Annotated in this window: 27 protein-coding genes; 13 read left to right on the top strand and 14 right to left on the bottom strand. The window is 69.5% G+C overall.

The window, feature by feature from the left end:
- Positions 1–4 precede the first annotated feature (4 nt).
- Both CU254_RS34640 and CU254_RS34635 read left to right on the top strand, forming a co-directional pair.
- Positions 5–1,060 (top strand): alcohol dehydrogenase catalytic domain-containing protein, encoded by a 1,056-nt coding sequence (locus CU254_RS34640; RefSeq protein WP_009083735.1) that lies wholly within the window; start codon positions 5–7, stop codon positions 1,058–1,060.
- A 176-nt stretch (positions 1,061–1,236) separates the two neighbouring features.
- Positions 1,237–1,860, top strand: a complete 624-nt coding sequence (locus CU254_RS34635) for an alpha-ketoglutarate-dependent dioxygenase AlkB (RefSeq protein ID WP_009083734.1) — start codon at positions 1,237–1,239, stop codon at positions 1,858–1,860.
- Here CU254_RS34635 and CU254_RS34630 read toward each other — a convergent pair.
- From CU254_RS34630 to CU254_RS34610, 5 genes are read right to left on the bottom strand one after another with little or no spacing between them, the layout of a single operon-like run.
- Positions 1,829–2,704, bottom strand: coding sequence for a biotin-dependent carboxyltransferase family protein (locus CU254_RS34630; protein ID WP_037715772.1), 876 nt, complete (start codon positions 2,702–2,704; stop codon positions 1,829–1,831). The two genes, CU254_RS34635 and CU254_RS34630, sit on opposite strands and share 32 nt — an antisense overlap.
- Positions 2,701–3,306 (bottom strand): allophanate hydrolase subunit 1, encoded by a 606-nt coding sequence (locus CU254_RS34625; protein ID WP_050788347.1) that lies wholly within the window; start codon positions 3,304–3,306, stop codon positions 2,701–2,703. The genes CU254_RS34630 and CU254_RS34625 overlap by 4 nt, the downstream gene beginning before the upstream one ends.
- Positions 3,303–4,052 carry a LamB/YcsF family protein gene (locus CU254_RS34620; RefSeq protein WP_009083732.1) on the bottom strand — a complete coding sequence of 250 codons (750 nt, stop codon included), beginning with the start codon at positions 4,050–4,052 and terminating at the stop codon, positions 3,303–3,305. The genes CU254_RS34625 and CU254_RS34620 overlap by 4 nt, the downstream gene beginning before the upstream one ends.
- 1 nt (position 4,053) lies before the next feature.
- A complete protein-coding gene (locus tag CU254_RS34615; protein WP_009083730.1) occupies positions 4,054–4,848 on the bottom strand; it encodes a putative hydro-lyase in 795 nt (264 codons plus the stop codon).
- Positions 4,845–6,104, bottom strand: coding sequence for an MFS transporter (locus CU254_RS34610; RefSeq protein WP_037715771.1), 1,260 nt, complete (start codon positions 6,102–6,104; stop codon positions 4,845–4,847). Before CU254_RS34610 ends, CU254_RS34615 begins: the two co-directional genes overlap by 4 nt.
- Before the next feature lie 147 nt (positions 6,105–6,251).
- Between CU254_RS34610 and CU254_RS34605 the strand changes: the two genes are divergently transcribed.
- Positions 6,252–6,929 (top strand): GntR family transcriptional regulator, encoded by a 678-nt coding sequence (locus CU254_RS34605; RefSeq protein WP_037715768.1) that lies wholly within the window; start codon positions 6,252–6,254, stop codon positions 6,927–6,929.
- 263 nt (positions 6,930–7,192) lie between these two features.
- Here CU254_RS34605 and CU254_RS34600 read toward each other — a convergent pair whose 3' ends face one another.
- Positions 7,193–8,410, bottom strand: coding sequence for a glycoside hydrolase family 16 protein (locus tag CU254_RS34600; RefSeq protein WP_009083727.1), 1,218 nt, complete (start codon positions 8,408–8,410; stop codon positions 7,193–7,195).
- Positions 8,411–8,675: 265 nt separating this feature from the next.
- On the opposite strand from CU254_RS34600, the gene CU254_RS34595 reads away from it, so the two are divergent.
- Positions 8,676–9,404, top strand: coding sequence for a DUF2306 domain-containing protein (locus CU254_RS34595; protein WP_078560989.1), 729 nt, complete (start codon positions 8,676–8,678; stop codon positions 9,402–9,404).
- Between the two features lie 44 nt (positions 9,405–9,448).
- On the opposite strand, the gene CU254_RS34590 is transcribed toward CU254_RS34595, so the two are convergent.
- Positions 9,449–10,594, bottom strand: coding sequence for an acyl-CoA dehydrogenase family protein (locus tag CU254_RS34590; protein WP_009083725.1), 1,146 nt, complete (start codon positions 10,592–10,594; stop codon positions 9,449–9,451).
- Positions 10,591–12,942, bottom strand: coding sequence for a bifunctional salicylyl-CoA 5-hydroxylase/oxidoreductase (locus CU254_RS34585; protein WP_037715766.1), 2,352 nt, complete (start codon positions 12,940–12,942; stop codon positions 10,591–10,593). Before CU254_RS34585 ends, CU254_RS34590 begins: the two co-directional genes overlap by 4 nt.
- Positions 12,943–13,009: 67 nt before the next feature.
- Between CU254_RS34585 and CU254_RS34580 the strand changes: the two genes are divergently transcribed.
- Positions 13,010–13,402 (top strand): RidA family protein, encoded by a 393-nt coding sequence (locus CU254_RS34580; protein ID WP_009083722.1) that lies wholly within the window; start codon positions 13,010–13,012, stop codon positions 13,400–13,402.
- Here the strand turns inward: CU254_RS34580 and CU254_RS34575 are convergent.
- Positions 13,392–14,240: a PaaX family transcriptional regulator C-terminal domain-containing protein gene (locus CU254_RS34575; protein WP_009083718.1), complete on the bottom strand. Its 849-nt coding sequence runs from the start codon at positions 14,238–14,240 to the stop codon at positions 13,392–13,394. The genes CU254_RS34580 and CU254_RS34575 overlap by 11 nt on opposite strands.
- Positions 14,241–14,336: 96 nt before the next feature.
- On the opposite strand from CU254_RS34575, the gene CU254_RS34570 reads away from it, so the two are divergent.
- Complete coding sequence (locus CU254_RS34570; RefSeq protein WP_037718463.1) at positions 14,337–15,008, top strand: GNAT family N-acetyltransferase; 672 nt, start codon at positions 14,337–14,339, stop codon at positions 15,006–15,008.
- Here the strand turns inward: CU254_RS34570 and CU254_RS34565 are convergent.
- Positions 14,994–15,452, bottom strand: coding sequence for a MarR family winged helix-turn-helix transcriptional regulator (locus CU254_RS34565; RefSeq protein ID WP_009083717.1), 459 nt, complete (start codon positions 15,450–15,452; stop codon positions 14,994–14,996). The genes CU254_RS34570 and CU254_RS34565 overlap by 15 nt on opposite strands.
- Positions 15,453–15,539: 87 nt before the next feature.
- Between CU254_RS34565 and CU254_RS34560 the strand changes: the two genes are divergently transcribed.
- Positions 15,540–15,944 carry a nitroreductase family deazaflavin-dependent oxidoreductase gene (locus CU254_RS34560; RefSeq protein WP_009083716.1) on the top strand — a complete coding sequence of 135 codons (405 nt, stop codon included), beginning with the start codon at positions 15,540–15,542 and terminating at the stop codon, positions 15,942–15,944.
- 1 nt (position 15,945) lies between these two features.
- Here the strand turns inward: CU254_RS34560 and CU254_RS34555 are convergent, their stop codons facing one another.
- Complete coding sequence (locus tag CU254_RS34555) at positions 15,946–17,088, bottom strand: FAD-binding oxidoreductase (RefSeq protein WP_009083715.1); 1,143 nt, start codon at positions 17,086–17,088, stop codon at positions 15,946–15,948.
- Positions 17,089–17,158: 70 nt separating this feature from the next.
- Here CU254_RS34555 and CU254_RS34550 point away from each other — a divergent pair, with 70 nt between their 5' ends.
- The 5 genes from CU254_RS34550 (at position 17,159) to CU254_RS34535 (ending at position 21,263) form a co-directional block, all read left to right on the top strand.
- Positions 17,159–18,034: a LysR family transcriptional regulator gene (locus CU254_RS34550; protein WP_009083714.1), complete on the top strand. Its 876-nt coding sequence runs from the start codon at positions 17,159–17,161 to the stop codon at positions 18,032–18,034.
- Positions 18,035–18,237: 203 nt separating this feature from the next.
- On the top strand, positions 18,238–18,315 hold the full coding sequence (locus tag CU254_RS45105; protein WP_350539724.1) for a tryptorubin family RiPP precursor: 78 nt from the start codon (positions 18,238–18,240) through the stop codon (positions 18,313–18,315).
- A gap of 77 nt (positions 18,316–18,392) precedes the next feature.
- Positions 18,393–19,436, top strand: coding sequence for a cytochrome P450 (locus CU254_RS34545; protein ID WP_037715761.1), 1,044 nt, complete (start codon positions 18,393–18,395; stop codon positions 19,434–19,436).
- A gap of 41 nt (positions 19,437–19,477) precedes the next feature.
- Positions 19,478–20,257 (top strand): oxygenase MpaB family protein, encoded by a 780-nt coding sequence (locus CU254_RS34540; RefSeq protein WP_037715758.1) that lies wholly within the window; start codon positions 19,478–19,480, stop codon positions 20,255–20,257.
- A gap of 40 nt (positions 20,258–20,297) precedes the next feature.
- Positions 20,298–21,263 (top strand): DNA polymerase domain-containing protein, encoded by a 966-nt coding sequence (locus tag CU254_RS34535; protein ID WP_037715755.1) that lies wholly within the window; start codon positions 20,298–20,300, stop codon positions 21,261–21,263.
- Here CU254_RS34535 and CU254_RS34530 read toward each other — a convergent pair.
- Genes CU254_RS34530 through CU254_RS34520 form a run of 3 tightly spaced genes read right to left on the bottom strand, consistent with a single transcriptional unit; the run spans position 21,246 to position 23,364 of the window.
- Positions 21,246–21,983: a class I SAM-dependent methyltransferase gene (locus CU254_RS34530; protein ID WP_009083707.1), complete on the bottom strand. Its 738-nt coding sequence runs from the start codon at positions 21,981–21,983 to the stop codon at positions 21,246–21,248. The genes CU254_RS34535 and CU254_RS34530 overlap by 18 nt on opposite strands.
- Complete coding sequence (locus tag CU254_RS34525; protein WP_009083705.1) at positions 21,980–22,378, bottom strand: 6-carboxytetrahydropterin synthase; 399 nt, start codon at positions 22,376–22,378, stop codon at positions 21,980–21,982. The genes CU254_RS34530 and CU254_RS34525 overlap by 4 nt, the downstream gene beginning before the upstream one ends.
- A gap of 11 nt (positions 22,379–22,389) precedes the next feature.
- Complete coding sequence (locus tag CU254_RS34520; protein ID WP_009083703.1) at positions 22,390–23,364, bottom strand: zinc-binding alcohol dehydrogenase; 975 nt, start codon at positions 23,362–23,364, stop codon at positions 22,390–22,392.
- A gap of 33 nt (positions 23,365–23,397) precedes the next feature.
- Here CU254_RS34520 and CU254_RS34515 point away from each other — a divergent pair, with 33 nt between their 5' ends.
- Positions 23,398–24,114 (top strand): CDP-alcohol phosphatidyltransferase family protein, encoded by a 717-nt coding sequence (locus tag CU254_RS34515; RefSeq protein ID WP_050788346.1) that lies wholly within the window; start codon positions 23,398–23,400, stop codon positions 24,112–24,114.
- Positions 24,115–24,399 lie beyond the last annotated feature (285 nt).

Raw genomic sequence — 24,399 nt, 5'->3', positions numbered from 1 at the left:
ACTCATGCGTGCGGTCGTGATCGAAGAGTTCGGCGTGCTTCCCGAGGTGCGGGAAGTACCGGATCCGGTGACCCCGGACGGCGGGGTCGTCATCGCCGTCGAAGCGACCGGGGTGTGCCGCAGCGACTGGCACACCTGGCAGGGGCACGACGAGGCGGTCCGGCTGCCGCACGTCGCCGGGCACGAGCTTGCCGGGCGGATCGTCGAGGTCGGCGCGGGGGTCAAGGGCTGGGCGAAGGGCGACCGGGTGACCGTCCCGTTCGTCTGCGCCTGCGGGGTCTGCGCGCAGTGCGCCAAGGGCGACCAGCAGATCTGCGACGACGAGTTCCAGCCCGGCGCGACCCACTGGGGTTCGTTCGCCGAGAAGGTCGCCATCGAGCACGCGCAGACGAACCTGGTCGCGTTGCCGGACTCGATGTCGTCGGCGGAAGCTGCTGCGCTCGGTTGCCGTTTCGGGACGGCTTTTCGCGCAGTGTTGCGCCAGGGCGGCGTACGCGCTGGGCAGTGGGTCTCTGTGTACGGCTGTGGCGGCGTAGGCATCTCCGCGGTTCTCCTGGCGGCCGCTGCGGGCGCGAAGGTGGTTGCGGTCGACGTCTCGCCGCAGGCGCGCGCGTTGGCGGAGCGTTCTGGCGCCGTGCTGAGCGTCGACGCGAGCGCATTCGACGGGCCGGAAGCGTTGGCCGCGTACGTCCGCGAGCGCACTGAAGGCGGTACGCACGTGTCGCTCGACTGTCTCGGCTCCCCGGCCACCTGTGCGGCTTCGGTGGGCAGCTTGCGCAAGCGCGGCCGTCACGTGCAGGCCGGGTTGATGCCGCCCAGCCAGGGGGTTCCGCCGATTCCGATGCACCGGGTGGTCGGCGGCGAGCTGGAAATCGTCGGGATCCATGGTCTGCAGGCGTACGAATACCCTGAGCTGCTCGGCGTGGTGGAGCGGTCCGGGATCGACCTGGCCGGGTTGATCGGCACGCGGATCGGGCTGGACGGGGTGCCGGCGGCGCTCGCTGCGATGAGTGATCCGGTGCCTGCTCGGGCCGGGGTGACTGTCGTCGAGTTCGGGTGACGAATGGTGACTGGCAAACACCCTGGGTGGCGAGTCCGAGTTGTAGCTGACGAAAACCTGGCGGCGCCCGCGGCGGTGTGGGAATCTTCGAAGCTTGGCGGCAAGTGGCGAGGGGAATCCGCCGCAGGAGCGCCCGTCCGGGTGGCTCCTGCGGCCGCCAGCCTGGGAGCGGCGTGATGGAGCTGCTGCCGCGTCCTCGCCGGGAGATTGCACCCGGAGCCGTGCACGTCCCGGATTGGCTCACCGGGGAAGAACAACGCGACCTGGTCACGGCCTGTCGCGGCTGGCGTGGCTACCGGTCGACCCGGCTGCCGGGCGGCGGGGTGATGTCGGTGCGCACGGTCTGTCTCGGCTGGCAGTGGCGGCCCTACCGGTACGAACGGCTGCGCGAGGACGGTTCGCCGGTGGAGCCGTTCCCGGACTGGCTGGCCGACCTCGGCCGCCGCGCGCTCGCTGACGCCTACGACCGGCCTGCCGACGATTACCAGCCCGACGTCGCGCTCGTGAATTACTACGACGCCGACGCGAAAATGGGCATGCACCAGGACAAAGACGAGCGTTCGACCGAGCCGGTCGTCTCGTTGAGCCTCGGCGACACGTGCGTGTTCCGCTTCGGCAATACCGAGCATCGCAATCGCCCGTACGCCGATGTCGAGCTGCGCTCGGGCGACCTGTTCGTGTTCGGCGGCCCGTCGCGGCTGGCGTTCCACGGGGTACTGAAAACGTTGCCGGGCACGGCGGATCCGGATCTTGGCCTGACCGGACGGCTCAATATGACGCTGCGGGTTTCCGGGTTGTGAACCGTACCCGTTGCCCGGGCCGGAGCTGGGCGGCGAGGTCCAGGTCGTCCTCGTCGACGACGGCGGCGACGGGGTAGCCGCCGGTCACCGGATGGTCGGCGAGGAACAGGATCGGCACGCCGGAAGGCGGCACCTGGAGCGCGCCGGGCATGGCGGCTTCCGGGGCCAGTTCGCCGACGCGGGCGCGGGTCAGCGCGGGACCGTCGAGCCGGACGCCGACGCGGTCGAGGTCGTTGGTCACGGTGTAGGCGCCAGTGAGCAAAGTGGACAGCGCGGACGGGGTGAACCAGTCCAGCCGCGGTCCGGGTTCCAGGCGCAGCACGGGTTCTTCGGCAAGCCGCGGCAAGGGGGCGAGGTCGATGCAAGGGGTGCCTTGCACCACTGAACCGATCGGCAGCGACATCCCGGCGGCGAGGACGGGCGGGCCGAGTTTGCCCAGCGTGTCCGTGGCGCGCGCGCCGAGCACCGGCGGTACATCCAGGCCGCCGCGCACCGCGAGATAGCTGCGCAGACCGAGCGACGCGACACCGAGTTCGAGTTCGTCCCCCGGGCGCAGGTGGATCGGCGCACCGACCGCGGCGGCCCGTCCGCCAGCGCGGATCGGCAGCCGCGCGCCGGTGACCGCGACGACGGCGTGCTCGGAAACCCGCAGGTGGAGGCCGCCGAGGGTGACCTCCAGCGCCGCGTGCGTTTCGGGGTTGCCGACGAGCCGGTTCGCCAGCTTCAGCGAACCCCGGTCGGCCGCGCCGGAACGGCCGACGCCGACTGCCGCGTATCCGGGCCGCCCGAGGTCTTGCACGGTCGCGAACGGGCCGGGCGCGAGGATCTCGATCTTCCCGGTCACCGAATCGCCTCGAACCGCACGCGGGTGCCCGGGACCAGCAGGTTCGGCTGCTCGCGGTCGACGTTCCACACCGGCGCGTCGCTGTGGCCGAGAAGGTTCCAGCCGCCGGGCGAGGAATGCGGATAGATCGCGCTGTACTCGCCGGCGATCGCGACCGCACCCGCGGGCACGCGCGTGCGCGGCGTGCTGCGGCGCGGCAGGTGCAACACCGGGTCGAGACCGGTCAGGTAGGCGAAACCAGGTGCGAAACCGCAGAACGCCGCGACGTAGGTGGCCGCCGAATGCCGTTGCACGACCTCGGAAACCGACAGTCCGGCGGCTTCGGCGACGTCCGCCAGGTCCGCACCGTCGTAGCGGACCGGCAGGGTGACGGTCTCCGCTGAGCGCTCGGATACGTCCACTGTGGACAAGGAGGCCAGCGTGCGCGTCAGCGTGGTGGAATCGGTGCGGGCGCGGTCGAACCGGACCAGCAGGGTGCGTGCGGCGGGGACGAGTTCGACAACGCCCTCGGGCTGGGCGGCTTCGCAGGCCGCCTGGAACCCGAGCACGTCATCGACCTCCACCAGCAACGCGGAACGGCCGTAGCGCAACACAGTGCTCACACGAACGACCTCAGCACCACGCCGGATTCGGTGAGCAGCTCGCGGATCCGCCGGGCCAGCTCGACCGCGCCGGGCGTGTCTCCGTGCACGCAAAGGGAATCCGCCCGCAGGGTGAGCTTGCCGCCGTCAGCGTCGACGACCTCGCCGGTGGTCGCCATGGTGAGCGCCCGCGCGGCGACTTCGTCCGCGTCGTGCAGTACCGCACCCGGCAGCTTTCGCGACACCAGCCGTCCTTCAGGCGTGTACGCGCGGTCGGCGAACGCTTCTGCGTACGCAGGCACGCCTGCCGCTTGAGCCGCACGCAGCATTTCGGAGTCCGGAGGACACAGCAGGGCCAGATCGGTGTGATAGCGCCGTACGCCTTCGACAAGCGCAGCTGCCTGCTCCGGATCGACAGCCGCGGTGTTGTACAGCGCGCCGTGCGCCTTCACGTAACGCACGCAGCTGTGCGCCGCGCGCGCGAAGGCATCGAGAGCGCCGATTTGGTACAGCACTTCGTCCGCGAGGTCTTCCGGTGCGATGTCGAGCGCGCGGCGGCCGAAGCCGGCGAGGTCGCGGTAGCCGACGTGCGCGCCGATGGTGACGCCGCGTTCGGCCGCGCGTTCGCACACGCGGCGCATCACGCTCGCGTCGCCCGCGTGGAAGCCGCACGCGATGTTCGCGCTGGTCACGATGTCGAGCATGGCTTCGTCGTCGCCCATGGTCCAGGCGCCGAAGCCTTCGCCGAGGTCGCTGTTGAGGTCCATGTCATCCCACCTGGTAATCGCGATCGGGTCGGTCGGTCAAGAACATGTAGCCGGGAGCGTGCGTGATGGCGAACGGCGGACGGGACGCCATCAGCGCCGCCTGCGGGGTGACGCCGCAGGCCCAGAACACCGGCACGTCGCCGGGCTCGGCGTCGACCGGATCGCCGAAATCCGGCCGGGCGAGGTCGGCGATGCCCAGCTCGGCCGGGTCGCCGACGTGCACCGGAGCGCCGTGCACCGCGGGCATCGCGGCGGTGATGCGCACGGCTTCCTCGACCAGAGTTTCCGGAATGTGCCGCATCGACACCACCATCGGGCCGCTCATCCGCCCGGCCGGTTCGCACTGCCGGTTCGTCACGTACATCGAGACGTTGCGGCCCTGCTCGACGTGCCGCAACGGGATGCCCGCCGCGCGCAGCAACGTCTCGAAGCTGAAGCTGCACCCGATGGAGAACGCGACCAGGTCGCTGCGCCATACCCCGGTGGCGTCGCTGATTTCGCTGGTCAGCGTGCCGTTGTGCCAGACGCGGTAGCGCGGCAGGTCGGTGCGCAGGTCCGCGCCGGGCGCGAGCCGGGTGGTCGGGTCGCCGGGTTCGCTGACGTCGAGCACGGGACACGGCTGCGGGTTACGAGCGCAGAACTCGCGGACGTCTTCGGCCCAGTCCGCGGGGACGGCGATCAGGTTGGTCTGGGCGTAACCGTCGGCCCAGCCGGTGGTCGGGCGCTCGGTGCCGGCGCGGAAGAGCGCGCGGGCCTCGGCCGGAGTGAGCGTCGAAGGATCGTAGGAAGTCGTCATACCTCCACCAGTTCCTTGCCTCGCGTTTCCGGCAGCCCGAGCAGCGCTACCGCGGCGATCGCGTAGCCGACCGCGCCGAGGACGATCGCGCCGCCCGCACCCAGAAAGCCCACCACGGCGGGGAAAGCGGCGCCGACCGCGCGGCCGAAGTTGTAGGTGAAGCCCTGTCCGGTGGCGCGCAGCGCGGTCGGGTACAGCTCGGCGAGGTACGCGCCGAAGCCGCTGAAGATCGCCGAAGTCGAGAAACCGAGCGGGAAACTGATCAGCAGCATCAGGCCGTTCGCGCCGTAGGGCAGCTGTACGAACAGCACGATCAGCAGCGCGGAAACGACCGAGAACAGCAGGAACGTCTTCTTCCGGCCGAGCAGGTCGGTGAGGTAGCCGCCGCAGACGTAGCCGATGAACGCGCCCGGGATCAGCAGCGCGAAGTAGCCGCCGGTGTTGACCACGGAAAGGCCGCGGCTGCTCTGCAGGTACTTCGGCATCCAGGTGAACAGCGTGTAGTAGCCGCCCTGGACGCCGGTCGCGAGGAGCGCGGCGAACACCGTGGTACGCAGGAGTTCCGGCCGGAAGATCCCGACGAGCGAGCCTTTGACCTTCGCGGAAACTCGTCGTTCGGCGGCCTCCGGCGCGTCTTCGACGCTGCGCCGCACCCACAGCACGAGCAGCGCCGGGATCACGCCGACCCAGAACAGCACGCGCCACGCGAGGTCCTGGTCGAGCACGCTGAACAGCACCGTGTAGACGATGACCAGCAGGCCCCAGCCGACCGCCCACGCGCTCTGCACGAACGCCACCGTGCGGCCGCGGTACTTGGCCGAGCAGTACTCGGCGACCAGCGCGGCGCCGACCGCCCACTCGCCGCCGAACCCGAGCCCCTGCAAGCCGCGGAAGACGAGCAGCGTCTCGAAGTTCGGCGCGAAACCGCAGAGCACCGTGAAGATCGTGTACATCGCGATGGTCAGCTGCAGCGTGCGGACGCGGCCGATGCGGTCGGCCAGCACGCCGGCCCCGACGCCGCCGATCGCGGACACGACCAGCGTGACCGTGCTGAGCAGGCCCGCCTCCCCGGACGTGATGCCGAAGTAGGCGGTGATCGCGGCCAGGCCGAAGGGCAGGGTCTGGTAGTCGAACGAATCGAGGCCGTAGCCGCCGAACGCGCCGAGGAAGGCGCGGCGGCCCTTGTGGCCGAGCGAGCGATACCAGCCGAACGGGCGGGCCGCGTTCGCGGTGCCGTCGGCGACGTTGACGTTCATAGGGCACCTCACAGGGGGACGAACTCATGGTGGCACGAGTCACATGGCCGCTACCGTACGGATCGTTCAACAATTCCACAAGTCCCTCATTTTATTGTTCACCGTCCGCTGGCTACGCTGGGCGACGTGGTCACAGACGGAGAGCCGATGGGCCTGGAAGCGGATCGCGGCCTGCTCGGCCGGACGAGCACCGCGGAACGAGTGGCGGGCGTGCTGCGCACGCGCGTTTCCGAGGGCTACTTCCTGCCTGGAGTACGGCTTTCGGAGCAGGACATCGGAAGCGCGCTCGGGGTCTCGCGCAACACGCTCCGTGAAGCCTTCCGGCTGCTGACGCACGAACGGCTGCTGGTCCACGAGCTGAATCGCGGCGTTTTCGTGCGGGTGCCGAGCGTCGAGGACGTGCGCGACATCTACCGCGTCCGCAAGCTCATCGAGTGCGCGGCGGTCCGCGACGTGACCGAGAAGCCGGCGGCGTACGACAAGATCGCCAGCATCGTCGCGGACGGCGATCGCGCGGCGAAGCAGGCGCAGTGGCAGGACCTGGGCACCGCGAACATCCGGTTCCACGCGGAGCTGGTGGCGCTCACCGGCAGCGAGCGCATCGTCGAGCTGATGCAGGCGCTTACCGCGGAACTGCGGCTGGTGTTCCACGTGATGGCCGACCCGCGCCGTTTCCATGAGCGGTATCTGCCGCGGAACCACGAAATCCTCGAAGTGCTCGCGGCTGGCGACGGGATCCGTACTGCGGAGATGCTCGCCGTGTACCTCGACGACGCCGAAGCGCAGCTGGTCGAGGCCTACGCGGAGTTGTCCGGCGCTCGTTGAGCGGTTCGGCCGAAACCGGCCGGTTTGCCCCGGGAAGGCAGCGCGGATGGCCGTTCGGCCCTTCCTGTCCCGCGCAAGGCCCGCGGCGCACGCGGGCTGGCTACCTTCGGCAGTGGGCCGCGTGAGCGTGCCGCCCCGGGCGTCGGGACCCCCAGCCGACGCGCGGAGGGCGGCCCACGCGGTTTTCCGCGGCGGGCCGTGGCCACCGGGGGGTGGTTACGGCCCGCCGTCTTACTTCAAGGCAACTTGTCCACAGTGGACGGCTACTGGTTCACCGACCATTTCTGGTTGACGTTCCCGGTGCACGTCCACAGCTGCAGTTTCGTCCCGTTGGCCGAACTGACCCCGGCCGCGTCGAGGCATTTGTTCGCGTGCGGGTTGACGATGTCGTGCGCCGCGGTCACGACCCACTGCTGCGCGTCGCTGTTGTTGCAGTCGTACATCTGGACCGGCGTGCCGTCAGCGGTGCCGGAGTACTTGACGTCCATGCACTTGCCGAGCGCGCGAATGGTCCCGTCATTGCCGATCGTCCAGTTCTGCGCGGCGTTGCCGTTGCAGTCAGTGATCTGCAGCTGGGTGAAATTCGCCGGATTGGCCCAGGGCACGTCGACGCATTTGCCGCCGATGCCGATGATCCGGCCGCTCGACCCGCCGGTGCTGCTCGTGGTCACGTGCACGTAGTCGACGACCAGTTGCTGCGGGAACTGCGTGCTGCCGTCCGGATCGCCGGGCCAGTCGCCGCCGACCGCGAGGTTCAGGATCAGGTAGAAGGGATGGTCGAAGACCCAGCGGTTGCCGTTCAGGTCGGCGGGGGTGCGGATCTGGTAAGCGTTGCCGTCGACCGACCAGACGATCTTGTTCGGCGACCAATCGACCGCGTAGGTGTGGAAATCGTCGGCGAAAACCGGGCCGTTGTACGGAGCGCCGATCCCGCCCGCGCCGGAGTAGCCGGGGCCGTGGATGGTGCCGTGCACGGTGTTCGGCTCGCGGCCGATGTTCTCCATGACGTCGATTTCGCCGTCGTTCGGCCAGTTTCCGCCGCCGAGCATCCAGAACGCGGGCCACATGCCCTGGCCGCGCGGGATTTTCATCCGGGTCTCGACGTGCCCGTAGGCCTGGCTGAATTTCCCGGCGGTGTTGAGCCGCGCGGACGTGTACTGGCAGGTGCCGTACCAGCAGGTGTGGCCGGAGTTTTCGCGTTTCGCGGTGATCACCAGGTGGCCTTGGCCGTCGAGGGCGCCATTGGCGGCACCTGCGGTGTACCACTGCCGTTCGTGGTTGTTGCCGTTGTTGTCGCCGGTTTCGTAGGTCCATTTCGACGCGTCGGCGGCGGCTCCGGCCGGACCGTTGAAATCGTCGGTAAAGCTGTCGGCGGCGGCCGCGAGGGGAGGAGCCAGCACGGCTGGCGCGGCTTGGAGGCCGAACGCCAGAAGCGCGGCGGCGGCGAATGCGGTGGGGAGGCGTCTGAGGAAATTGGGCATGCGTGGTCACCTCGGTTTCCGGGAGGAACCTGGGGGAGTGCTTTGTTGTGGCGGGCAACAAAGTAGGAGAAGTATGCCTGGTCTGGACCTCTGCGGCAATGGTCCGGCGGCGGCCGGCGGTCGTCACGCTCGGTTCAGTGGATCACCTGGCCGAGGGTAAGGCTGCCCCCACCGCACTGACGCCAGTCGGCACCATGGTTCGCGCGGGGTACCCGTCCTACGTTCGGAAGTGCCAGCCGAGAACGGACGACGGAGAGAGGCGAACATGACGGCGGGGACGGATCTTCGACCACAGCGGGCGGAGCCCGCGGCGGAGCGAACGGTACGGGTCGAGCCGAAGAAGCACTGGTGGCGGCGGCCCTGGATAGTGCCGCTGGGCCTGGTGATCGTCGCGTTCCTGGCGTATTCGCTGCCGCCGTACCTCGCGCTCGACCCGGCCCGGTCCCGGGTGCCTTCGACCTTCCCGGCGCACTACCTGATCCTGTCGGCGCACGTGGTGTTCGGCTCGATCGCGATGGTGACCGCGCTGCTGCAGGTCTGGCCGTGGATCCGGCGGAAGCATCCAGTGCTGCACCGCTACGCCGGCCGCGCGTACGTGTTCGCCGGGGTGCTGCCGTCCGGGGTGCTGGCGCTGACGGTCGGCGCGGCGACTCCGTACGGGCCGGTGACCCGCGCCAGCGACGTGCTGCTCGCGGTGCTGTGGCTCGGTGCGACGTGGGCGGGTTACCGCGCCGCTCGCGAACGCCGGTTCGGCGATCACCGGCGCTGGATGATCCGCAGCTTCGCGATGACGATGTCGATCATCCTGAACCGGCTCATCGGCCCGATCGCGGCGATTTTCCTCGAACCGCAGCTCGCCACCACGTTCGGCGGCAGCGAGATCGCGCTGGGGCAGTCGGTCGCGGCGCTCGGGGCGTGGGTGAGCTGGACGGTCGTGCTGATCGCCGCGCAGCTGTGGCTCGACCGGAAACCGAAACGGCGCGCGAGCGTTTAGCCGCGGCTGGATACCTCCTGCTGGTGTGTTCGCCAGCAGGAGGCTTATCCGCGCCGCTGAAGCGACCGCGCGATGATCGTCCGCTGGATCTCGGACGCGCCTTCGTAAATGCGCGGCGCCCGGACCTCGCGATACAGGTGTTCCAGCAAATGCCCGCGCCGCAATGCTCGTGCGCCGTGCAATTGCACCGCTTGATCCACGACGTACTGCGCGGTCTCGGTCGCGAACAACTTCGCCATTGCCGCGCGACCGGCCAAGTTCTGCTCGCCCGCGTCGTAAGCCGCGGCGGCGGCGTACACGAGCAGCCGGCCAGCTTCCGTCCGCGTCGCCATTTCGGCCAGCGTGTGTGCGACCGTCTGCTGCTTCACCAACGGACCGCCGAATGCTTCGCGCGAAGCCGTGTACTCCACGGTCGCATCGAGCGCGGCCTGCGCCATCCCGACCGCGAAGGCACCGACGCTCGGGCGGAACAGGTCCAAAGTGCGCATCGCTACGGCGAAACCGCGGTTCTCCTCGCCGAGCAATTCGTCGCGGTTCACCCGGACGCCGTCGAACACCACGGTGCCGATGGGGTGCGGGCTCACCAAATCCAGGTGCTCGCCGCTGAGCCCGGCACGGTCGCCGGGGACGACGAAGGCGCTGACGCCGCGTGAACCGGCATCGGGAGTCGTGCGGGCGAAGACCGTGTAGAAATCGGCTTCCGGGGCGTTCGAGATCCACATTTTCGTGCCGGTGAGCCGCCAGCCGTCACCGTCTGGTTCGGCGGCGAGTTGCAGGGCGGCGGCGTCGGATCCCGCATCGGGTTCGGTGAGGGCGAAGGCGGCGACGGCGTCACCGGCGGCGACGGCGGGGAGCCAGCGCCGGACCTGTTCGTCCAAACCGGACTGCAGCACCGGGTAACTGCCCAAGCCCTGCAACGCCAAGGCGGTTTCGGCTTCGGTGCTTTGGGTGGCGAGGGCTTCTCGCAGCAGACACAGGTCGGTCGCGGCGGCTTGCCGGGTCGGCTGTCCACTTTCGACTCCGGGGAACAGCCGAGCAAGCAAACCGTGGGAGCCCATGGCCTTGAGCAGTGGACGGTTGACCGCGCCTTCGGCACCGGCGGCGGCCAGTTCGACTAGCTGCTCGGCGGCGATTTTCCGGACAGAAGCGGCGTACGCGGTCTGTTCCGGAGTGAAAGCGAAAGCGTTCATCGGGCGTCCTCCGGTCGCCAGCGGGCATGGGCGGTCTGGTGGCCGCCGGTGCGGACCAGGTCGAGCCGGGGTTCCGGGCCGTCGGTGCGGCCGGTCTGCGGCGGGCGTTTGCCCGCTGCCCACTGTTTCGGCCACGGCACCGGATACTCCTGCGCCGCAGCCGCGTGCAAGGTCCATTGTGGATTGAACAGGTGGGTGCGGCCGAGCGCGCACAGGTCGGCGCGGCCCGCCAGGATGAGCGAGTTCACGTCGTCGTACGAGGAAATCGCGCCGACAGCGATCACCGCGGTGCCGTAGCGACGGCCGACCTCGTTGCGGATCCGGTCCGCGTACGGCGTCTGGTAGCTGCGGCCGAACTTCGGCTTCTCCTCGCTGACCACCTGGCCGGTCGACACGTCGATCGCGGCCGCGCCGTGTTCGGCGAACGCCTGCGCGATCGCCACGGCTTCGTCGGCGTCGTTGCCGCCCTCGAACCAGTCGGTGGCGGAGATCCGGACGGTCAACGGCCGGTCGGCCGGCCACACGGCGCGGACCGCGTCGAAGACCTCCAGCGGGAAGCGCAGCCGGTTTTCCGGGGAGCCGCCGTAGGAATCGGTGCGGTGGTTGGTCAACGGGGACAGGAACGACGACAGCAGATAGCCGTGTGCGCAGTGCAGTTCCAGCAGATCGAACCCGGCGCGCGCGGCGGCTTCCGCGGCCGACACGAACTGGTCCCGGATCTCGCCCAGTTCGGCGACGGTCAGTTCGCGCGGCGTCTGGTTGTTCGGCGAGTACGGCAGCGCGGACGGCGCGCACACCTCCCAGTTGCCCTCGGGCAGCGGGTCGTCAATGCCTTCCCACATCAGTTTCGTGGAGCCCTTGCGCCCGGAATGCCCCAGCTGCAACCCGATCTTCGCCGGGGTTTCGCGGTGCACGAAGTCGACGATCCGCTTCCACGCGGCCTCCTGCTCGGAGGTGTAAAGCCCGGGGCAGCCCGGCGTGATCCGGCCTTCGGCGGACACGCAGATCATCTCGGTCATCACCATTCCGGCCCCGCCGAGCGCCTTGCTTCCCAAGTGCACCAGGTGGAATTCGCCGGGGACGCCGTCGACCGCGGAGTACATGTCCATCGGCGACACGATGATCCGGTTCGGCAATTCCAGCGAACCGATCCGCACCGGCTGGAACATCGGCGGCGCAACAGATGTACCGAGCGAATCGGCGAACCACTGATCCAGCGAAGCGGCGAATTCCTTGTCCCGCAGCTTCAGGTTGTCGTAGGTGACGCGACGGCTGCGGGTCAGCAGGTTGAACGCGAACTGCTCCGGTTCCTGATGCGTGTACTGCGCGAGGTTCTCGAACCACTCCAGGCTCGCCTGCGCCGCACGCTGCGTCGAAGCGACTACCGGACGCCGCTCTTCTTCATACGCGGCAAGGGCTTCCGGGACGCTCGGCTGTTCGTGCAGGCACGCGGCGAGCGCGAGAGCGTCCTCCATGGCGAGCTTCGTGCCAGAGCCGATCGAGAAATGCGCGGTGTGGGCCGCGTCGCCGAGCAGCACGACGTTGTCGTGGACCCAATTTTCGCAGCGGACCGTGCCGAAGGTGGTCCACTTGGAATTGTTGGCCAGCAACTGGTGTCCGTCGAAAATGTCGCCGCACAGTTCGCGGATCAGTTCGATCGACTTCTCGTCGCTTTCCCCGGGACCGAGGCCGGTGGCGGCGATCGGGCCGAACGCCCGCTGCCAGACGTCCTCGTGCATCTCCAGGATGAACGTGCTGCCGTCGCGGCCGTACGGGTAGCCGTGGACCTGCATGACGCCGTGCGGGGTTTCGAGCACGTAGAACTTGAACGCGTCGAACACGAGGTCCGTGCCGAGCCAGAGGTAGCGGCACTGTCGGGTCTCGACAGACGGCCGGAACGAACCGGCGAACGCCGTGCGCACCGCGGAATTCACGCCGTCGGCCGCGACCACGAGGTCCGAGGACGCGGCCAGTTCGGCGGGATCCGGCGCGAGACTGCGGAATCGGACATCGATGCCCATTTCGCGACACCGCTGCTGCAGGATCGCGAGCAGCCGTTTGCGGCTCATCGCGGCGAATCCGTGCCCGCCCGAGGTCGACACCGTGCCGCGGTAGTGCACGTCGATGTCGTCCCATCGCGCGAACTCCCGGCGCATCGCCTCGTGCACCGCAGGGTCGGCGTGCTCGATGCCGCCGAGCGTCTCGTCGGAGAAGACGACGCCGAAGCCGAACGTGTCGTCCGGCGCGTTGCGCTCCCAGACCGTGATCTCGTGGTCCGGGCCGAGTTGTTTCGCGAGCACGGCGAAGTAGAGCCCCGCAGGCCCGCCGCCGACTACTGAAATCCGCACGTGACCCAGGGTATGTCGTCTGTCCTACGGTCGTCAAGAAGACGATAGATGGGTTACGCTCCCCGGCATGGAGCGGATCAATCCCCCCGAGCTGGGCAAGCCGTCGGGGTTCTCGCACGCGGTGGCGGCGCAGGGCAGGCTGGTGTTCCTCGCCGGGCAGACGGCGCTGGACGCGGACAACCGGATCGTCGGCGACGGCGTGGTGGAGCAGTTCGAGCGCGCGCTCGGCAACCTGCTCACCGCGTTGCGCGCGGCCGGCGGCGAACCCGCGGACCTGTGCAGCCTGACCGTCTACATCGTCGACATGGACGACTACCAGGCGCACGCGCGCGAGATCGGCCGCGTGTGGAAGCGGCTGGTGGGCACGGATTACCCGGCGATGGCCGGCATCGGCGTGAACCGGCTGTGGGACGTCGAAGCGCTGGTGGAAGTGCAGGGCTACGCGGTGGTCAACCGCTGAGCACCTGCCGCAGGTGCGTGCGCGCGGCTTCTTCGAGCCGGTCGTGCAGCGTGAAGAACACCTCGGCGGCGCGGATGCCGGACCAGCCCTCGGGCAGCAATTCCGCGGGCAGGCACGGGTCGAGGTACGGCATCCGCCGCCAGCCGGTGAGCACGCGGAGGTAATCGGCGAACGCTTCGTCGGTGGGCGTCGTGCGGCGGCGCTGCCACCGGCGCAGCGCGGGTTCGTGCTCTTCGAGGAACGCCGTGTACAGCTCGTCCAGCTGGTCCAGATCCCACCACTCGCGCACCTTCTCGCGCGGGTCGCCGAACGCCAGGTGCTCGGCGCGGAACACGTCTGCGTACTCGGCCAGCCCGAGGCGTTCCAGGGTGCCGACAGTGGCCTCGTACAGGTGCGCGGGGGCGATCCAGACGCCCGAGGACGCGGTGCCGAACCCGAGCCGCGACAACTGCGTCCGCAGCACGTGCCGCTTGTGCCGCTCGGCTTCCGGCACCGAAAACACCGCGAGCAGCCAACCGTCGGCCAGCTTCGCGCGGTCCCGGCGGAAGATCCGCTCGTCGCCTTCGCGCAGCAAATCCAAGGCGGTACCGGACAATTCGTACCCGGCGGCTCCGTCGCGGCGCACCGCTTCGAGGACCCCGCGCCGTTTGAGCCGGGAAATCGACGACCGCACGGCGGGCTCGTCGACCCCGACCGCGGCGAGCAGATCGATCAGCGAGGCGACCGAAAGCCATTCGCCGCCCGCCTGGTGGTGCACGCCGTAGACCGACACGATGAGGTGCCGGGGCTGGGCCGCGCGCCCGCTGTCGGCGTCGGCTGCTTCCGGTACGGCCGTCACCCGCTCACCATACAGTGCCGTTCGCCGCCGATCCGGCTGCAGCTTCGCCTGCTTCCGGTCGGACCGCGACCGGCGAGGGGTAGCATTTCCCGCGCGATGGCGTTTGTGAGCAATGCACCGTTGGTCAGCCGGCTGACCCGCCGCGGACGGCTGATGGCGAAACGGACCTGCGACCGCCGGGGTCACGCCTTCGCGTTCGGCCGGTTCCTTTTCCGCACCCCCACCGCGTGGGAGTACGCGGCGGCGGTCGCGGGCGGCAGCGATCCGGCCGCGCAGCGCTGGCTCGGCTGGCTTCCCGAGTCCGTGGTGGCCGAGCCGATGCGCGGCGAGGCGCTGCGCGTCGTCCCGGGCACCGGACCGGACTGGACCACGCCGGACCCGCATTCGGTGGACGTCGTCGCGATCGATCTCGTGGCGGGCCGCTGCGCTGGTCTCGTGAGCGTGCACGCGGGCGAGGACGGCGGCCCGGAAACCGGCGGCTATCTCGCGCCGGGGTATCGCGGGCAAGGCTTCGGCCGCGACTTGTTCGCCGCCGGTCTCATCCTGGCGCACGAGCATCTCGGGCTTTCGCGGGTGCGCGCCGGCGCGGAGGTCGGCAACGTCGCCAGCGGCCGTTCGCTCGAAGGGGCCGGACTGCGCCGGGTGCCGGGCCCGCCGCGGTACACGCTGCCGGACGGTCGGGCCTGTGAGGCCTCGTGGTACCAGCACGACGCGGCGTGGCCGCGGAAATGCGCGGGGCCGCAGGCGCAGTGGCTAATCGCCTCGTGAGCCGTATTGCTCGTACACCTTCAGCGTGTTGATCACCAGCGCGCGTTCGCTGGGGCTCAACGGCGTCAACGCTTCCTGCCACGCCTTCGCGCCGCGCGCGAGCCACGCGTCGACGGCCGGGCGCTTGTCCGCGTGGATGCTCACGATGGTGCGCCGCCGGTCGTCCGGGTCCTCGGCGCGTTCCAGCACGCCCTGCCGGGACAGGTCGCCGATCATCAAACTCGCTGTGGTGGGCGCGATTTCGAGCCGTCCGGCGAGTTCGTTGACCGTCATCGGGCCGTCGAACAGCAGATACGCCAGCAGGGACAAATGCCGCGGCGCGAGTGTGACGTCGTCGAGTTCCGGAGGCGGCGGCGTCCGCTTCGCGCGCCCTACAATGCGGGGCATCAGAAGCAGCAGTTCGCGGACCCCGTCCTCGACGGTCGGGCCGGATTCGGTGGCCATGCCGCGACAGTACCTGCGCGTGTGTTGACAGCCCGATTCGCGCGCTCCTAGGTTTGTTGTTACATCATCAATTCAGGGAGTTCTCCGATGTCGGACTGGAATCAGCAGATCATCGACGAGTTCCGCGCCAACGCGGGCAAGGTCGGCGGGATGTTCGAGGGCAAGAACATGGTGCTGCTCACGCACACCGGCGCGAAGAGCGGCAAGCAGCGGGTGAGCCCGCTGGTGTACACCACCGACGGCGACCGGATCGTGATCGTCGCGTCCAAGGGCGGCGCGGACACCAACCCGGACTGGTACCACAACCTCGTCGCGAACCCGTCCGTCACGGTCGAGATCGGCACCGACAAGTTCCCGGCGACGGCGAAGCTCGTGACCGACCGCGCCGAGCGCGACCGGCTGTACGCCAAGATGGTCGAGCACGCGGAGGGCTTCGCGGAGTACGAGAAGAAGACCGAGCGGCTGATCCCGGTCTTCGTTCTCGAACGCTGAATCAACCCAGCGGCTGCCCGTAGACAAAGCTCCGCAGCCGTCCAGTCGACATCGGATCCAGCGGAGCGAACAACTTGGCGTGGGCGGCCTGCACGGTCGCCGCGTCCGGTTCGATCATCGAAAGCGCGCGCACGGTGTAGCGCGAATCGGCGGTGAAATCCGGTGCGGACGAGTGTCGGTACGCGCCGCCGAGCAGGTCGATGATCAGCACGGTCGGAACCGGGGCGTCCGGGCCGGCGTGATCGAGCACCGTGCTCAGCACGTCGTCCCGGAGTTCCGGCAGCACGCGGTTGTCGCCGAGGTACGAGTGCGGGTTCGGCGGTTCCGCGGCGATCTTGCCGGAGTCGGTGAACGGCATCGTGGTCAGCGTTTCCTGCAGCGGGCCCAGCGGGCGCAGCGGTGCGACGAGCTGGTCGCCGTCGCTGCCGAGGTAGGCCACGCGAACGTGGGCGATGTGCTTGCCCCGCAACGGTTCCGGAACCATCGGCAGATCCGGGTAGGGCACCATCGCGACCGAGGTGCCGACGGTGTCCGGCAGGTCGGCGGTCCAGTCGCGCCAGGTGCGCAGGACTTCGGGGATCTTGGCGGTGTCGAAGTACAGCCCGCCGCCGTACAACGTGGTCACCGGGACCAGTTCGAACTCCAGCGCGGTCACGATCCCGGCGTCGATCGGGCCGGTCGTGCGCGTGCCGTCGGGCCGGACGAGTTCGGCGGCGCGGACGCGGTCCGAGGCCAGGCCGAAGTGCCGGCCGAGGAGACCGAAACCGCCGCCGAGGGTGTAGCCGACCACGCCGACGCCCGGGGCCGAACCGCTCAACGGCGCGAGACCGTGTTCCGCGGCGGCGGCGAGCACGCTGCCCCAGGTGGTCCCGGCTTCGACACGCGCCACGGCGCGGTCCGGGTCGATGGTCACGCCGGTCATCCGGCGCGTCGAGATCAGCACGCCCTCGGCAGGCGCGCGCAGCCCGTGTCCGGTCGCCTGCACGGACACCGGCAGGTCGCGCTCGGCCGCGAGCCGGACCGCGGCGGCGATGTCGTCCGCGCTGGTGGCGGCGACGACGAGCTGCGGCGTGGAGGTGATGCCGGTCTGGAACCCGGCGATCTCTTCGCGGTAACCGGCTTGGTCAGGGGTGAACGTCTGCATGCCTTCAGCGTGCTAGCCGATTGATGATAAGTCCAAGAGATACTAGTTCCAACGGCTAGAATCATTGGTTATGGAACTGCACCAGCTCGAGTACTTCGTCGCGGTCGCCGAGGAAGCCAACTTCACGCGCGCGGCGGCCCGGATGCATGTCGCGCAGCCCGGGGTCAGCGCGCAGATCCGGCGGCTGGAACGCGAGCTGGGGCAGCCGTTGTTCGACCGGTCCGGGCGCACGGTGCGGCTCACCGGCGTCGGCGCGGCCGCCCTGCCGCACGCTCGGGCCGCGCTCGCGGCGGTGGCGGCGGTGCGCGAGACGGTCGCGGAGCACGAGGGGCTGGTGCGCGGCCAGGTGGCGATGGGGATGGTGACCTCCGCCGGCCCGGTGGCGCTGCCGGAGTTCCTGGCCGGGTTCGCGGAACGCTATCCGGGAGTGGAAATCACGCTCAGCGAAGCGAATTCCGACCTGATGGTCGAGGCGTTGCGCGAAGGACGGCTGGACGTCGCGGTGATCGGCCTGGCCGACGGCGAGCCCGCCGGGCTGACCACGCAGGTCGTGCTGGACGAGGAACTGGTCGCGGTCACCGCACTGCGCGACGAATTCGCTGACCGAGCTTCGCTCACCCTGGCTGAGCTGGCGGACCGGTCGTTGATCTGCCTGCCGAAGGGCACCGGCATGCGCGGTGTGCTGGACCGCGGGTTCGCCGCGGCCGGACTGCGCTCGCGCGTGACGATCGAGGCGAGCGACCCGAACGTGCTGGCCAAGCTCGCGATGCGCGGTCTCGGCGTGGCGCTGGTGCCGGAATCGCTGGCTCGCTACTACGCCGGGGAACTGCACACCCTGCGGCTGCGGCCGGAGTTGCGCGGGCAGCTGGCGCTGGCGTGGCGGTCGGACGGTCCGGCGGGGCCTGCGGCTCGGGCGCTCATCGAGTTCGCCCGGTCGGTGCTTTAGCGGGCGGCGAAGGATACCGACGCCGTCCCGGATTCGCCAAGGAATTCCGGCGGGAATTCCCGAACCGACGAGGTGCCGCTCCCGAACATATCCGCTTCGGTGGGCCGTTCAGGTTATCTTGCCGCGTATTCGCGGAAATTCGTCGTACTGTCGGCAGCGGCCGCGAGTGCGGTTGAAGTTCCGGAGAAGACGGAGGTATTTCCGTGAAGCTGGTTCGTCTCGTACGCAAGGCCCTTCCGAGCAAGAGCCTGAAGTCTTATGCCTGGTACGGCTGGATCTGACCGTCCCGTTAAACGGGACCGGCCGGTTCCGGAATTCCCCGGAGCCGGCCGGTTTTCCCGCTCAAGAGGAGGTGTGCGTGACCATTCCCGCTGAACGGAACAAAGTGCGGCAGTTGGTATTCGCGCCGCGTCTCCAAGAACTGTTCGACCGTTATCGGGGAAAATCCTTCTTTCGGCTGGAACCGGACACCGTCGGCGTCGCCGGGGCGGAGCTGATGGACGCGCTGCTGCGCAGCCGGCCCGCGAATGCCGAGGAACGGCCGACGTTCAAGCCGGTGCGCGGGCGGGTCGTGACGCGGCCGGAATCGTCGACGCTGATGCGGGCGGTCGGCGCGGACGTGCGCTCCGCGCTCAAGAAGCCGCTCGGCGACGCTGACCTCGCCGGAACCTGGCCCGCCGGGCCGCACAACTACCTGCGGGACCTGGTGTTCGGCCGCGAGCAGCGGCGGTTCCGGGTCCTCGTCGACCGGCGGCTGGAGCTGACGCCGAAGATCACCTGGGCGGCGGTCGCCGCCGGAGCCGCACTGTGGGGACGGCCCGCGCCGGAGGTCGCGCTGTCCACTTTGGCGCGAATGGTGCTGGAGGCGGACACCTACGAGCAGCGCCGTTTCGCGATGTACCTCTACCGGCGCGTGGCCGGGCCGGTCTGCTTCACCGTCGCCGCGCTGGTCACGAACGCCTTGTGGCTCGGCTCGCCGCTGGACGACGACGTGCCCGCGGAGTACGTGCTCAACGAGGCACTGCGCCTGCTGCCGCCGTCGTGGAACATCCTGCGCGTGCGGTCGCCGGAGTTCGCCGAGGTGGACGCCCGGATCGGCGCGGGCGACGACGTCCTGCTGCTGCCGCTGCTGAGCCATCGCGACCCTGAGTTGTGGGACGCGCCCGACGAGTTCCGGCCGAGCCGCTGGGCCGCGCTCGACCCGGACGCCCACCCGGGCTACCTCCCGTTCGGGCACGGCAACGAACGCTGCTGGGGCCGCCACCTGGTGCTGCCGCTGGCGGAACGCGTGCTCGACCTGGTCCGGCGCGACGGGCTGGTCATCGACCCGGCGCAGACCCGGGCCCGGGTGCACCTGGACGGGCTGCTGGAGGTGGCCGACGTCCGGGTCGTCCGTGCCTGAGCGCTCTTGACAAGGTGTCAACGGAGGCGTCCCCTGGACGGATGCTCCAGGACGGCGTGCTCGGCGTCAGCCTGCTCGCGGGCGGCGCGAACGTGATCATGCAGCTGGGCCGGCCCGAGGTCGGATACGGCGTGCTGGAAAGCCGGGTCGATTCGGGGAATCTCTTCAAGCATCCGCTGAAACGGACTCGCACCACCGTCACCTATCTCGCGGTCGCCGTGCTGGGCACCGACGCGGATCGCGCGGCGTACCGGCGGGCGGTGAACGCGGTGCACGCGCAGGTGGTCTCGACCGACGCGAGTCCGGTCCGGTACCGCGCCTTCGATCGCGAACTGCAACTGTGGGTCGCCGCCTGTCTGGCCCATGGCGTCGAGGACGTGCATCGCGCGTTTCTCGGGCGGCCCGCTCCGGAATCCTGGTATGCCGAGGCCGCGGTGCTGGGCACGACGCTGCAGGTGCGTCCCGAAGACTGGCCGGAGGACTTCGCCGCGTACTGGGCGGAAGGGCTGGCCCGAGTGGACATCGACGACCGGCTCCGCGAATACCTCACCGCTATCGCGAATCTGGAGTTCCTGCCCCGGCCGTTCTCGTTTCTTTTCGGACGGTTCCACCGCTTCGTGACGACGGGGTTCCTGCCGGAGGTGTTCCGAGAGCAGATGCGGCTGCCGTGGTCGGCGGCGGACCAGCGCCGGTTCGATCGGCTGATGCGCGGGATCGGCCGAATGGTCGAACCGCTTCCGCTGCGGGTGCGGCGGTTTCCCTATGACGCGTGCCTCGCGGACTTCCGGCGGCGGGTGCGGAAAGGGAAACCGCTCGTCTAAGCGGTTGACCGGAATGCGCTGGTCGGCAAGGGTTGACGGTATGGCCAAAGCGGATGAGGTGCGCGAAGGGGTTTCCCTGACCAACCTCGACCAGGAGCTGTTCGTCGACGCCGGGGTGACGAAACGCGACCTCGTCGACTACTTCGACGCCGTGTCGGACCGGTTGCTGCCGGTGCTGCGCGACCGTCCGCTGTCGGTGATGCGGGTGCTGCGCGGGCAGGACGCGTTCATGCAGAAGAACCTGCCGAAGTACACGCCGGAGTGGGTGCCGCGGGCGAAACTGTGGGCGGAGAGTTCACAGCGGACAGTCACCTATGGTCTGTGCAACGACCGCCGGACGCTGCTGTGGTTCGGCAATCAGCGCGCGGTCGAACTGCATCCCGCGCTGACCCGGGTGGAGCCGGTCGGCCAGACCGATCTGATCATGGACCTCGACCCGCCGGAGGGAGCGGACTTCCACGTCGCGGTCGAGGCGGCTCGGCTGGTGCGGCAGGCCTTGGCCGACGCCGGGCTCGCCGGTGCGTTGAAAACCAGCGGGTCCAAGGGCGTGCACGTGTTCGTGCCGCTGGTTCCCGGTCTGTCCTTTGAGGACGTCGCGGCGGCGACCCGGGCGGTCGGCGCGCGGGCGGAGCGGATCGATCCGCAGCTGGCGACCACTGCGTTCATTCGGGAAGACCGGCACGGCAAGGTCTTTCTCGATTCGACCCGCGCGGGCGGGGCGACCGTGGCGGCCGCGTACAGCCCGCGGATCCGGCCGGGCGCGCCGGTGTCGTTCCCGGTGCGCTGGGCGGACGCGGACCACGTCAAACCGGCGGATTTCACCGTGAAGACCGCGGTAGGACTGTTGGGCAGCGCGGATCCGTGGGCGGAGGAATTGCCGGAACCACAGGAACTTCCGGCGGATCTCGTGGCTGAGGGGCATACGATCCCGGTCGCCCGGGTCGCGGCGATGCACGAGGGCAAACGCCGGGCCCGGGCCCGCCGGGAATCAGGGGAGAGCGAGTAAATCCCGGTGGTGCACGGTGACTTCGGCGATCTGCCGATCCTCCGGCACGGCCAGGTCTGGCTGTTGTTCTCGTGCCGCGGCAACGAATCCGCGGTACCAGGTGTCGATGAGTTCGCGGTGCTCCGGATCGAGCCGCCATGGTGCCGGTCTGGTGTGGACAGTCCAGCCGTGCTTGGTGAACTCCGCTTCGGTGAACGCGGCGGCTTCTGGGCCTAACTTTCCGTCTCGGCGTTGGTGGTCGTTGAACGCGGCATTGAGTGCTTCGTCCACCGCGTCTGCTGGCGTAAGTTGAGCCGAGCCGGTCACCGACAAAGTGAACAGCGCTGGGCTTTGTGCGTCCACACAGGACTGTACTAAGCGCTGGATCTCCTCCTTGGTAAGGAGATCCAGCAAGGCGGAAGCTGTCACCAACGAAGTTCCGGTCAGGTTGAGACGGGTCACGTCAGCTTGTTCCGTCTCCACGCTCAGCCCCGGCGGAAGGCTGCGCGCGGCGATCTCCAGCAGGCGCGGGTCCTGGTCGTGCAGGATCCACCGCTGCGGTTTCGGCAGGCGACCGCTCAGCCAGCGCCCCATCGCCCCGGTGCCGCAGCCGAGATCCCGGATGACCGCCGGACTGGCCGGGAGCAGGGCGACCAGGTCGGCCGCCCGCGCCGCGGTGTCGGCGGGTTCCCGGAGCCGCAACCATTCCGGTGCGTATCCGGAAGAGTCCACAGTGGTCACAAGAAACGCTCGTATCCGGCCGACGCGGCGTGGGATTCGTGCAGGGTCACCGAAATCTGCGCCAGCCCGCGGGCGTTCTCGCCGAGTTCCCCGGCGTGGATCCGGTCCGCGAGCCGGTCGGCGATCACCTTGGCGAGGTATTCCGTCGACGTGTTGATCCCCGCGAAATCGGGTTCGTCGTCGAGGTTCCGGTAGTTCAGGTCCGCGAGCACCGCGCCGAGCTGCTGAGTGGCGAGCCCGATGTCGACGACGATGTTGTCCGAGTCCAATTCGGACCGCCGGAACGTCGCGTCGACCACGAACGTCGCGCCGTGCAAGCGCTGCGCCGGGCCGAAAACCTCGCCGCGGAAACTGTGGGCGACCATGATGTGATCGCGCACGGTGACACTGAACAACGCGTTCTCCTTTACGGGTAGGTGATCCGGTGAGCCAGTCCGGGCAGGGTTCCGTCCGCTAGCCGGGCCGCGACGTCCGGCAGTTCGGCGAAGGTGGATTCGCTGGTGATCAGCGCGTCGAACGCCGGGTCCGCGAGCAGCCGCAACGCCAGCGCCATCCGGTCGCCGTAACCGCGCCGCGCCGCGCGGGCCGGCGAGACGGTGCCGACCTGGCTGCCGCGCACGGTGAGCCGTCGCGAGTGGAAGTTCTCGCCGAGCGGCACCGACACCTGGCGGTCGCCGTACCAGCTCAGCTCGACCACCGTGCCCTCGCGACCGAGGAGTTCGAGCGAGCGCGCTAGCCCGGCGTCGGTCGCGCTGGCGTGCACCACGAGGTCGAGGTCGCCGGTCGCGGTCTCCGGCGTGGCGTACCGGATGCCGAACGCCTCCGCGACCGCCGCGCGGTCCGGATCGGGGTCGACGAGCTGGACGTCCACGCCGGGAAACCGGGACAGCAGCCGCGCGACGCTGCACCCGACCATCCCCGCCCCGACCACCGCGATCCGGTCACCGACCAGCGGTGCCGCGTCCCAGAGCGCGTTCACCGCGGTCTCGACAGTCCCGGCGAGCACCGCGCGCGCCGCGGGGACATCGTCCGGCACCACCGTGACCGCCGACGCGGGCACGACGTACTCGGTCTGATGTGGATAGAGGCAGAACACCGTGCGGCCGGTCAGCTCCGGCGGTCCGGAAAGGACCTCGCCGACGTTCAGGTAGCCGTACTTGACCGGCCACGGAAAGTCGCCCTCCTGATACGGCGCGCGCATGACGTCGTGCTGGCTCTCCGGTACTCCGCCGCGCAAGACCAGGCTTTCCGTGCCTCGGCTCATCGCCGAAAATCGCGTTTGGACCAGCACTTCGTCGGCCTGCGGAGCAGCCACCTCGGCCGATCGGAGCTCCCCTCCCTCGGTCGAAGTGAACCAGAAGGCCTGCGCCGCCCGTGTCAAGGTTGTCCTCCGTTGCTGCCGGATCGAGGAGAAATGGCTGTCTCCACCTGTACACGAACCCCGGCCGAGCTGGGTTCAACCGTCGTCCAGCAGGCCCCCGCGCTGCTGGCGCAACTCGCCCTGCTCACCCTGCTGACCGTGACGACCGGCCTCGGCCTCGCCGGATGGGCGGTCGGCGTGGCCTACCTGCTCGGCCTGCTGGTGCTGCTCACCCAGGGCGCCTGGCGGATCCGGGTGTACCGGCTGGGCCCGGCCGATCAGGTGACCCTCGCCCGAGCGGCCCTGATCGGCACCGTGACCGCCCTGGTCGCCGACCGCCTCGGCGGGCACCCGCCGCTGCCGTTGATCATCCCGATCGCCGCGGTCGCCCTGGCCCTGGACGCCGTCGACGGCTACGTCGCCCGCCGCACCGGAACCGTCTCCGCGCTGGGCGCCCGCTTCGACATGGAAGCGGACGCCTTCCTGATCCTGGTGCTGAGCGTCCTGGTCACCCCGACCGTCGGCCCGTGGGTCCTGGCGATCGGCCTGATGCGCTACGCGTTCGTCGCCGCGGCCCGGCTGTGGCCGTGGCTGCGTGCCCCGCTACGCCCCAGCCGGGCCCGGAAAGCGGTGGCGGCGCTGCAGGGAATCGCCCTGACGGCCGCCGCGGCAGGAGCCGCACCGGTGCTCCTGGCGGGACTCGCGGTGACGACGCTGAGCTGGTCTTTCGGGCGGGACGTGTGGTGGCTGTACCGGAACCGTGCCGCCTAGTTCTCGCGAATTCTCCTGCGGCGATTCTTCTGTCCGCGGGGTTTCGGTATCGGAAACCGTGGTTGGAGACTGCTGTGGCTCTTGATTCCGCAGTACGACAAAGGGCCAGCCGTTTGCCTGCGCAGCGTGACTACTGCAGGTGAAACGGCTGGCCCCGGGATGTGGTATCGGCCCCCCTCAGGCTGATTGCCAACCTCCCAATGCCCACCATAGCGGGGTCTGAATGCGTCCGCTTAACCCGTCCGGGGCTCACCCGTCCGTATTCCTGTTCGCGGTATCTGTCGC

The organism is Amycolatopsis sp. AA4 (assembly GCF_002796545.1).
GTDB lineage: Bacteria > Actinomycetota > Actinomycetes > Mycobacteriales > Pseudonocardiaceae > Amycolatopsis.
The sequence above is the reverse complement of the archived record's forward strand: the minus strand, read 5'-3'. Positions and strand labels throughout refer to the sequence as shown.